Below are 10,489 nucleotides of genomic sequence, written 5' to 3'. Positions count from 1 at the left end.
GGTCGTTTTTATTTATTTTAGTTGAAGCATTCCACAGGACTTTATCAAACCCATTTGGACCACTATGTAAATTATTTGGTCCGTCGTTTTTTTCTAAATTATAAAGGTTTCCGTCTAAAGTAAATTGACTTTTTGCAATACGGTTTGCATAAGGCCCAATAATTGCTCCTAAATAAGATTTATCTTTTATATAATCCTGAAGTGAATCATAGCCTAAAACAATATTTTCTATGAAACCTTTTTTATTTGGTGTTTTTATTGATGTAATTATACCGCCATAAGTGATGATACTGACTTCTATTCCGTTGGAATTTTTTAAAGTGTAAATATCTACAGATTTGCCATCTGCCGTTAATCCATACTTGTTTTTATCAATGGTCATACTACGATTCTAAACTCCAAATCAATTGACAGGAGGCTACTTTTTCCAAATCTTATCAATTTCCTCTAACTCAAGGCCTTTAGTTTCATAAACAAATTTATAAACAAAATATACTGAAAGTATAGCTCCTATTGTATAAAGACTATATGCAAACGCTAGTCCCATCGATCCGAGTAGCATAGGGAAAGTTAAAGTGACTATGAAATTCGCTCCCCATTGTGATATTCCAGCTATCGCTAAACCTAGGCCCCTAATTTGATTAGGGAACATTTCTCCTAACATCACCCACATAACTGGTCCCCATGAGAAGTTAAACAGCATCACATAAGCATTGGCAGCAATTAGAGCTAACATCCCCATGTTATCGCTTAGCTTCAAAGTCTCTTGTCCGCTTGCCAGACTTACTTCAAGAGATCCTGTGGAAAAAGCATAGACTACTAGTGCCAAAGTAACACTCATTCCTATCGAACCAATCATAAGGATTGGCTTTCTGCCAATTTTATCAACTAAAACCAGCGATAATAACACACCGGCAATACTCAACGCGCCCGAAATTACATTAATTAATAAGGCATCACTTTCATCAAAACCAACAGCTTGCCAAAGTACTGCACCATAATAGAAGACTACATTTATACCAACAAATTGTTGAAACGCCGCAAGTCCAACACCTACCCATACAATGGGTTTTATTCTTCCTAAAGTTTTGTCATACAGATCCGAAAAACGTGGTTTGTGGCGATCTGTAGCCAATGAAGCATCAATTTCATGTACTTTGCGTTCTCCAGTAAGTGAACCATAAAGCTTACTCATTACTTGCAATGCCTTTTCTTTATGGTTTTTCGCAACAAGATAACGAGGGCTTTCAGGTATAAATAACAAAGCAAAAAAGAAAATAACGGCAGGAATTAATTCTATCCAAAACATCCAACGCCAGGTTTCATAATCCATCCACAAAATATTGAGAGCTGAACCTGAAATATCTGCCAGTTTATAATTACTCAAAAAGGAGAAAAATAAACCCGCAATAATTGCAATCTGTTGCGTCGTGGCTAATGCGCCTCGATATTTAGCTGGGGCTATCTCACTAATATAGGCAGGAGCCATTACGGAAGCTGCTCCTACGCCTAAACCTCCAAGAATTCTATAGACAATAAACTCAACTGAAGTTGTGGAAATTCCAGATCCCCATGCAGATATGATAAACAATATAGAAGCCATAATAAGCATGGATCTTCTACCATATAAATCGGCTAATTTACCTGCAAAAAATGCACCTACAGCGCAACCTAAAAGCATGGAAGCAACATTAAAACCGCTGCCAATATTTTGAGCATCAAAAGCTATTTCTAGCCCTTTAACGGTACCATTTATTACGCCGCTGTCAAACCCAAAAAGAAATCCTCCTAAAGTTGCAACTAAAGTTATTCCGATGACATATAATTTATTTACCTTTTCTTCAGTTTTCAAAATAATAAGTTTTAAATGTTAGTGATATTTCTTTAAGAGCTGCCAATTTAACTCCCTAAATGTATTGATTTATAATATTTTCGAATAATTCTTGTTTACCACTTTTTAACTGTAACTCGCCATTTTCTTGAGCTATTTTGTATAAATCTTGCAACGTTAATTTACCGTTTTCAAAATCTTTTCCTTTTCCAGAATCGAATGAACTATAACGCTCTTTTCTCAATTTCTCATAAGGCGATGAAGTTATGATTTTATCTGCAATTAGCAAGGCTCTTGCAAAAGTATCCGCACCACCAATATGTGCATGAAATACATCGTCTAAATCTGTAGAGTTTCTTCTGATTTTAGCATCAAAATTAACACCACCACCTTGCAAACCACCTGCTTTTAAGAATACAAGCATGGCCTCGGTAGTTTCTTGAATATTATTAGGAAACTGATCGGTATCCCAACCGTTTTGGTAATCGCCGCGGTTAGCATCTAAACTTCCAAGCATACCTGCTTTGGCTGCTGTTTCTATTTCATGCTGAAAGGTGTGTTGTGCTAATGTAGCATGGTTTACTTCAATATTTATTTTGAAATCTTTATCTAAACCATACTCTTTTAAGAAACCAATGGCGGTTGCTGTATCAAAATCATATTGGTGTTTTGATGGCTCCATAGGCTTAGGCTCAATAAAGAAATTACCTTTAAATCCTTGAGCTCTTGCATAATCTCTTGCCATACCTAAAAACTGGCCCATGTGGTCTAACTCGCGTCCCATATCGGTGTTTAGTAAAGACATGTAACCTTCACGACCACCCCAAAACACATAGTTTTCGCCACCTAATTTTATAGTGGCATCTAAGGCTAATTTTATTTGCCCTCCGGCTCTAGCAACCACATCAAAATCTGGATTTGTTGCGGCCCCATTCATGTAACGTGGGTTTGAAAAACAGTTAGCTGTTCCCCATAATAGTTTTACACCACTTTCGGCTTGCTTAGCTTTTATATAATCTGTAATGATGGCTAATCGCTGTTCTGATTCTGCAAAGGTTGCACCTTCTTGAATTAAATCGAAATCGTGAAAACAGAAATAATCGAAGCCCATTTTACCAATAAATTCGAATGCTGCATCTGCTTTATCTTTTGCGGCTTGAATAGGGTCTGAAGACTGATCCCAGGCAAAGTTTTGAGTTCCTGGTCCGAATGGATCTGAACCTTGACCACAGAACGTGTGCCAGTAAGCTACTGAGAATTTAAACCAGTCTTTCATGGTTTTTCCCGCAACTACTTGCTCTGGGTTGTAGTATTTAAATGCTAATGGATTATTTGATTCCTTACCTTCGAATTTTATTTTTTTTATGCCTTTAAAGTATTCTTTACTTGCCATGATGAAATATTTAATCGTTTATTTATTTATTTTATTTAATTCTTGTTCTATACTGCGTTAGGGATAGTAGTGGAAAGCCCACAGGGAGGCACGACCGAGGACTTGTAACGGATAGCCCGACCCTTGGGTAACGCCCAAAAGCTATTTACTTAAAATGTGTTCTAACTCTTTTTTCCATTTTTTATATCCTTCTATATAAGGTTGTTTGTTTTTAAGTGGTTTGAATGTCATGACATGGTCGTTATCCATAATGACTTTTCCAAAAGCCTTAAAATCGCCTTTATGCAAATTAGCTGCTCTTGCCGCTCCTATGGCGCCCGTTGTATTGTAAATTTCTATTTCTTGCTCTATTAAGGTGGCTACCGTGTTGGCAAATATTTCTGAACGGAATAAATTATCGTTTCCGGCACGAATGACGGTTGGTTTTATATCGTCGGATTTCATGATTTCCATACCGTATACAAATGAAAACGCAATGCCTTCGAGCGCTGCTCTACACAAATGACCTTTGTGATGGTTATTTAAGTTTAGGTTGACGATGCGTGTGCCTATGTCTTTATTGTTTAACATGCGTTCGGCACCATTTCCGAAAGGAATTAAGCAAACGCCGTCTGAGCCAATTGGAATTTCAGCTGCTAGATTATTCATCTCTTCATAGGAGTTTACCGCTAAGTTATTTAATAGCCAACGGTACTGGATACCTGCGCCATTAATGCATAAGAGTTTGCCTATTCTTGGATTTGAACCTTGTTGATAATTGACGTGTGCAAAATTGTTGACCCGAGAACTTTCTTTGGCAGACAAACTATCGGTTACGGCATACACAACGCCTGAAGTACCACCCGTGGCCGCTACTTCGCCTGGATTAAATACGTTTAATGACAGGGCGTTATTAGGTTGATCTCCTGCTCTGTAAAAAATAGGTGTTCCGGCTAGGATACCGCTTTCTGCTTCGCCTTTTTTATCTACAAAAGATTGCTTACCAAATGTATCCACAATATCTGGAACCAATCCATTGTCTATGCCATAATGTTCTAGTAGAAAATTTGCGATACTATTATTTTTGAAATCCCAAAAAACACCTTCTGACAATCCTGAAATAGTGGTGTTGATTGTATTTGAGAACTTATACGCAATATAATCGCCTGGTAACATGAACTTGTGAATCTTTTTGTAAATATCAGGTTCATTATCTTTTACCCATTTTAATTTTGAAGCGGTTAAATTTGCTGGTGAATTTAATAACTGAGATGCGCATTTTTCTTGTCCGATGGTTTCAAAGGCTTTATTGCCAATCTCAACCGCTCTACTATCGCACCAAATGATACTTTTTCTAAGTGGGTTTCCTTCGTTATCTACAACAACCAAACCGTGCATTTGATAAGAAATACCAATACCTTTAATTTGGGCACTACCAATATGATGTTGTTTTTTTAAACTTGAAATAGCCTTGCAAATATGCAGCCACCATTCGTTTGGATCTTGTTCTGCCCAACCATTTTTTTGGGCGTGCATACTCATTTCTTCTTGAGGTTCTTGCACAACACCTAAGCTTTTGCCAGTTTCAGTTTCTACTAATGCTGCTTTTATTGAAGAACTTCCTATATCTAATCCTAAGTAATAATTCATTTAACTGTTCCGCTTAATTTTTTATCTTATTCTATATTTTTAGTAATCTAATGTCATTAATAATCAAAGAACACTTGCGTAATATAGATTTAAAAAAACACCTCGTATTTAAAATTATTCATCTTCTTTTAGCCAGAAAGGTGTAGTAACGAACCATAAGATGGTTCCTATTAACATAAACGTTTTCATATTGGCTTCTTCTATTATACCTTTAAATGAAAGTATGCCTACTAGCAGTATCAAAACACCTATTGACAAACCACTAATTAATTTTAATATTTTCATAATTTAAGATTTTTGAAGTTTCATTATAAGTACATATAACACACTGGACGCAATCCAACAAGGTATTACTGCATAAGCAGGAAATAAACCTTTTGCGAAGATAAAGTATAACCCAAAAGCAACAGGAATAGTCCAAGCTAATAAAACAGCTATATTAAAACTAGAACCTTTTTCATCTGCATAGTCTTCCGTAAAATTCATTTTCTTTGCTAGATAGTGGTTAACAAAAATAACCCCTCCCATAGGACCTAGAATAGTACCATATAAGCCCACAAAATCAAGCAGTTTACTTGATAGCGAAGGGAAAATACCAGCTATTGTTGCTACAACACCCGCCAAAATCACACCAGAATATGGCTTTGCTTTGGAAGAAAACAAACTTTGAAAAGCAAGTCCTGCTCTATAAATAGTAGGGTTTGCCGTTGTCCAGCCTGCAATAATTACACAAATGATACCTGTCCAACCCACAACACTCCAAGCTAAAGCACCCGGATTAGCAGAAATATCGCCTGTTAATTTAATTTGGGCTGCTAGCATTAATGAGGCACAAATCCATGCCATATAATGCCCTAAAAACATCCCTATAGAAGGGCCCCATCCTGCACGACTATCCTTAGCAAAACGCATAATACTCAAATCAGACATTCCGAAATGCATAGCTGCATTACATAGCCAAGCGAAAATTACTATTTTCCAAAAACCAAAATCTACCTTACCATTAATTGACTGTACCACACTTATTCCTTGATCCCATTCTGTTAGTAGACTTTTCCATGAATCAACTTCCATTTGAGATACTGCAGAAATACCACAAGCAGCAAAAACAATAATCATCCAAGGTGCAGCAATGTTGGCAAATTTAGAAACCGTATTGTAACCAGCAGCAGCGACAATTGCCATTACTAAACCTACTACAATAACAATTCCTGAAAAAGCAGCACTACTTAAACCAAAAATACTATCAGGAACAGAAAAACGTATTCCAAAGGGGATTCCAACAGCACTAGCAGAAACCGTAATCATGGCTCCAGCTAAAAAGCAAAAAAGTACCCCATTCACTACATTATACACCTTTACAAGATGCTTTCCTGCAATTTTCTCTAATTGATAATATAAGGTAAGTTTTTTTGATACTGCTATCGGAGCTACTATATATCTCCAGGTAAGTATAGCAAGTACATTACCAATAAATAACCCTAATATCAAATCTTTCAAACTGGCTCCTGCAGCTAAAAACAATGGACCAATCATAAATTCAGTACCAGCAGCGTGTTCACCTGCAAACATTCCTAAAAATGATTTCCATCCTTTTAATCTTGATGCAGGTACAGGGGTCCTTTCAAATTCGCCTAATGCTAATTCTTCATAATCGTCTTCAATGTTGTGTTGGATCATACTAGTTGGTTTAGTTGTTTGTGATTGTAAAATTTTAATATCATTGCATTTCCGTTAGCAAATGCTAAATCCAAATGTAGAGTCTCAATCCTACAACTCTATCCTGTACTATACTGCTTATTAAAGCTTCTAAAATAACTAAAACCTAATAAATAATTGAGACTTTAATTTTAATAATTGATTATCGTTAACTGTACCTTAAACCAAAATGCAGGTTAGAACAGGACAGATAAAGCCTTATATTCAATTATTTTTATCTTAAGTTAGACTTTAATTATATAAATGGAAAAGAAAACAATAAAAGTAGGCCTATTTATACCTTGCTATGTTAATCAATTATACCCTCAAGTTGGTATAGCCACCATTGAATTATTAGAAAAATTGGGCGTTGAAGTAGACTATCCGCAGGGACAAACTTGTTGTGGACAACCTCTAGGTAATTCGGGCTATGAACAAGACTCTAAAGGCATCTGTAATTTATTTGTAAAAAATTTTAAAGCTTATGATTACATTGTAGGTCCTTCGGGGAGCTGTATTTATCACGTAAAACATCATTTTGACATAATAGAACAAACGCCCGAAGTACAACGTGTAAGAGCTAATGCTTATGAGTTATGTGAATTTATTGTGAAAATTTTAGGCATAACTGATGTTGGTGTTTCATTTCCACATAAAGTAGGTTTACACAAAAGTTGCCATGGTTTAAGAGGATTAAAACTAGGGTCGTGCTCAGAAGTTATGGGTGCACAGTATTCAACCGAGGAATCTTTATTGAATAATGTTAAGGGACTAGAACTAATGACTTTAAACAGAAAAGATGAATGTTGTGGTTTTGGAGGAACTTTTGCTGTTTTTGAAGAAGCTATTTCTACAAAAATGGGAAAAGATCGTGTTCAAGATCATATAGATAGTGATGTTGAAGTTATTACAGGTGCAGATCATTCTTGTTTAATGCATTTAGAAGGCTTAGTAAATAGAAATAAACAACCACTTAGGGTGATGCATATTGCTGAAATACTAAATAATAGTTTGTAAATTATGGGTCACGCGCAAAAAGCAACGGAATTCAACAAAGATGAAGCTAAGGTTAATTGGCATGATAAAGCCTTGTGGTATGTTAGAGAGAAACGAGATAAATCGGCCCATAACGTAAAGGGTTGGGAATATTTAAGAGAACTTGGTTCTGCAATTAAAGCTAATGTTTTATCAAACTTAGATGACTATCTCGTAGAGTTTGAAACCAATGCAAAAAAAAATGGCGTTCATGTTCATTGGGCATCAAACGCTGAAGATCACAATAACATTGTTAATTCTATTTTAGAAAAACACAATGCTAAAAAAGTTGTAAAAAGTAAATCGATGCTTACCGAGGAATGTCACTTAAACCCATTCCTAGAAGAAAAAGGTATTGAAGTAGTTGATACCGATTTGGGTGAACGTATAGTGCAATTAGCAGAAGAGCCACCAAGTCATATCGTGCTTCCTGCAATACACAAAACAAAAGAAGAAGTTGATGTGTTATTCCAGGAACATTTACACACAAAACCGAGCGGTGGGAATCCTGAATATTTAGTTAGTGAAGCTAGAAAACACTTAAGAGATAAATTTCTAAATGCAGATGTTGCTATTACAGGAGTTAATTTTGCGGTGGCGGAATCCGGTGGTTTTGTAGTGTGCACCAATGAAGGTAATGCCGATATGGGTGTGCATTTAGCAAAAGCCCACATTGCTTGTATGGGTATTGAAAAAATTATACCTCAAGAAAAACATTTAGGTGTATTTCTTAGATTATTAGCTAGAAGTGCAACAGGACAACCTATAACGACTTATTCTTCGCATTTTAATAAACCAGATGATGGCAAAGAAATGCATATTATAATTGTTGATAACGGCAGAACAGAACAATTAAGTAGAGAAGATTTTAGAGCATCCTTACATTGTATCCGTTGTGGTGCTTGTATGAATACTTGTCCAATTTACAGAAGAAGTGGCGGACACAGCTACGATTATACTATTCCCGGGCCAATTGGCTCTATTTTGTCACCAGGAAAAGATTTGAAAAAACACAGTTCATTGCCATTTGCGTCAACCTTGTGTGGTTCTTGTTCCAATGTGTGTCCTGTAAAAATTAATATCCACGAGCAACTTTATAAATGGCGACAAGTTATTGTTCAAGAAGAAAAACAGCCCATAATAAAAAAATCTATTTTAAAAACAGCTGGTGTTGTTTTATCAAATCCCAAATTATATAAAATGGCGGGGAAATCGGCGAGATTTGCGTTAAAACATGCACCACGATTTATGATTTATAACAAGTTAAATGCTTGGGGGAAAGCTAGAGATTTACCTGAAATAAAAAACGAAAGTTTTGATGAATGGTATAAAAAACGAAATAAAAATGAGTAGAGAAGCCATATTAAATGCTGTAAAAAATAATAAGCCAGAGGCATTACCAATGCCCACCATAAATCAAGATGCTTTTGCTGAAACGATTGATTTACTAGCAACTTTTAAAAGCAACATGGCTTTGGTTGGCGGTATTGTAAAAGAAGTTGATATAAGTACTATTGACAAAGAAATTAGCACAAATTATCAAAAAGCTAAACATATAGTTTCTGCAACCACTAAATCTACCTTAGGCACCGTTCCTGTTTCTAAAGAAACAGATCCTCATACTCTTGAAGCTATCGATCTGGCCATAGTTGAAGGCGAGCTTGGAGTTTCTGAAAATGGGGCTATTTGGGTAACCGCGAATAATAGTTTAGTACGTGCCCTTCCTTTTATTACAAATGATTTGGTTATTATACTTGATAAAAACAAGTTGTGCTTGCACATGTTGCAAGCTTATGATTTAATTAACAAGAGAGATAGAGATTTTGGTGTTTTTATATCTGGACCTTCAAAAACGGCGGATATTGAGCAATGTTTAGTAGTTGGGGCACATGGCGCCATGAGCTTAATGGTTTTATTGGTATAACATCGAAATAAAAAGAGCAGAAAGCAATAGTCGAATTTATTTGAAAGTATCAGAATATCTATAATTTAATTAAAAACATTGAAGCGATGAAAAACCTAATTCTAATCATATTTACCTTTTTTACGTTAATAAGTTTTTCGCAGCATTCAAACATAGAGAAGACGTTGGATGATATTAATAGCCGCTTCAAAAATATGGAAGTAAGGCTTATAAATTGGCCAGAAGACTTGCAATCTGAATTAGGTGATTTGAAGAAAACAGCTTTTATGGCATTTCCTAAAAATCAAACCAAAGAAAAACTACCTCTGCTTATTTCTTTGCATGGCGCAGGTGGAAAAACATGGACTATTGAAGAGCAACTTAAGCGTTCTTCCGAAGTTAAAGGCTTATCACTTGTCGAATTAGCTCATAAAGAGCTCATTCTTTTAGAACCCAATACTTTTGAAAAGTGGAATCCTAAAACGCTAAATGTAATGCTTGATTACATACTTAAAAATTATCCTGAAATAGATTCAAGTCGAATATACCTCATGGGGCATAGTATGGGAGGATTAGGTACTTGGGATTGGATATTAGATTCACCAGAACGATTTGCAGCTGCTGCTCCAGCAGGATTTAGCGGTGTTTCAGAAAGTGATGATTTTGCAAAACTTGCTAATTTTCCGGTATTCGGAATGGTAGGTGGTGAAGATGGCAAAAATGTAGCGTCTGTAAAAAATATGGTCACACTCTTAAAAGCTGCTGGCAATAAAAATGTAAAGTATATTGCTTTTGCTGGCGCTAATCATGCACAAGGAAATGCTAAGGTTTTCAGTAATATTGAATGGATTGATTGGATGCTTAACTTTTCGATTGAAAATTAGGTCGAATCATATTGAATTATATAAAATAAAAAACTCAGCTAAAATTAAACTTTGCTGAGTTTTTTTATCTATTAAATAATACTTCTAGTAGTATTTAGCATAAACCACTTTGGTGT

General features: G+C 35.6%; 9 protein-coding genes and 1 pseudogene. 4 read left to right on the top strand and 6 right to left on the bottom strand.

What is annotated here, in order from left to right; translation table 11 throughout:
- The 6 genes and pseudogenes from WBN21_RS01470 to WBN21_RS01445 form a co-directional block, all read right to left on the bottom strand.
- A pseudogene (locus WBN21_RS01470) lies at window positions 1-382 on the bottom strand (galactose-1-epimerase); the annotation flags it as partial.
- 36 nt (window positions 383-418) lie between these two features.
- The gene (locus tag WBN21_RS01465) at window positions 419-1,852 is read right to left on the bottom strand and encodes a sugar porter family MFS transporter (RefSeq protein ID WP_424197537.1); all 1,434 of its coding nucleotides are present in this window, start codon (window positions 1,850-1,852) and stop codon (window positions 419-421) included.
- Between the two features lie 55 nt (window positions 1,853-1,907).
- The gene (xylA, locus tag WBN21_RS01460) at window positions 1,908-3,224 is read right to left on the bottom strand and encodes a xylose isomerase (RefSeq protein ID WP_424197536.1); all 1,317 of its coding nucleotides are present in this window, start codon (window positions 3,222-3,224) and stop codon (window positions 1,908-1,910) included.
- A gap of 141 nt (window positions 3,225-3,365) precedes the next feature.
- Window positions 3,366-4,853 (bottom strand): xylulokinase, encoded by a 1,488-nt coding sequence (locus WBN21_RS01455; RefSeq protein WP_424197535.1) that lies wholly within the window; start codon window positions 4,851-4,853, stop codon window positions 3,366-3,368.
- Window positions 4,854-4,967: 114 nt separating this feature from the next.
- Entirely contained in the window at window positions 4,968-5,138 is a 171-nt protein-coding gene (locus WBN21_RS01450; protein ID WP_424197534.1) for a hypothetical protein, read from the bottom strand.
- Between the two features lie 3 nt (window positions 5,139-5,141).
- Window positions 5,142-6,533, bottom strand: coding sequence for a purine-cytosine permease family protein (locus WBN21_RS01445; RefSeq protein WP_424197533.1), 1,392 nt, complete (start codon window positions 6,531-6,533; stop codon window positions 5,142-5,144).
- A gap of 282 nt (window positions 6,534-6,815) precedes the next feature.
- Between WBN21_RS01445 and WBN21_RS01440 the strand changes: the two genes are divergently transcribed.
- The 4 genes from WBN21_RS01440 to WBN21_RS01425 all read left to right on the top strand — a co-directional run bounded on the left by WBN21_RS01440 (window position 6,816) and on the right by WBN21_RS01425 (window position 10,373).
- Window positions 6,816-7,568, top strand: a complete 753-nt coding sequence (locus WBN21_RS01440; protein ID WP_424197532.1) for a (Fe-S)-binding protein — start codon at window positions 6,816-6,818, stop codon at window positions 7,566-7,568.
- A 3-nt stretch (window positions 7,569-7,571) separates the two neighbouring features.
- Window positions 7,572-8,939, top strand: a complete 1,368-nt coding sequence (locus WBN21_RS01435; protein ID WP_424197531.1) for a LutB/LldF family L-lactate oxidation iron-sulfur protein — start codon at window positions 7,572-7,574, stop codon at window positions 8,937-8,939.
- On the top strand, window positions 8,905-9,510 hold the full coding sequence (locus tag WBN21_RS01430; RefSeq protein ID WP_424197530.1) for a LutC/YkgG family protein: 606 nt from the start codon (window positions 8,905-8,907) through the stop codon (window positions 9,508-9,510). The genes WBN21_RS01435 and WBN21_RS01430 overlap by 35 nt, the downstream gene beginning before the upstream one ends.
- Before the next feature lie 194 nt (window positions 9,511-9,704).
- A complete protein-coding gene (locus WBN21_RS01425; RefSeq protein WP_424197529.1) occupies window positions 9,705-10,373 on the top strand; it encodes a dienelactone hydrolase family protein in 669 nt (222 codons plus the stop codon).
- Window positions 10,374-10,489: the final 116 nt, after the last annotated feature.

This window comes from Algibacter sp., assembly GCF_049667265.1.
GTDB lineage: Bacteria > Bacteroidota > Bacteroidia > Flavobacteriales > Flavobacteriaceae > Algibacter_B.
This window is presented reverse-complemented; position numbering and strand designations above follow the sequence as displayed.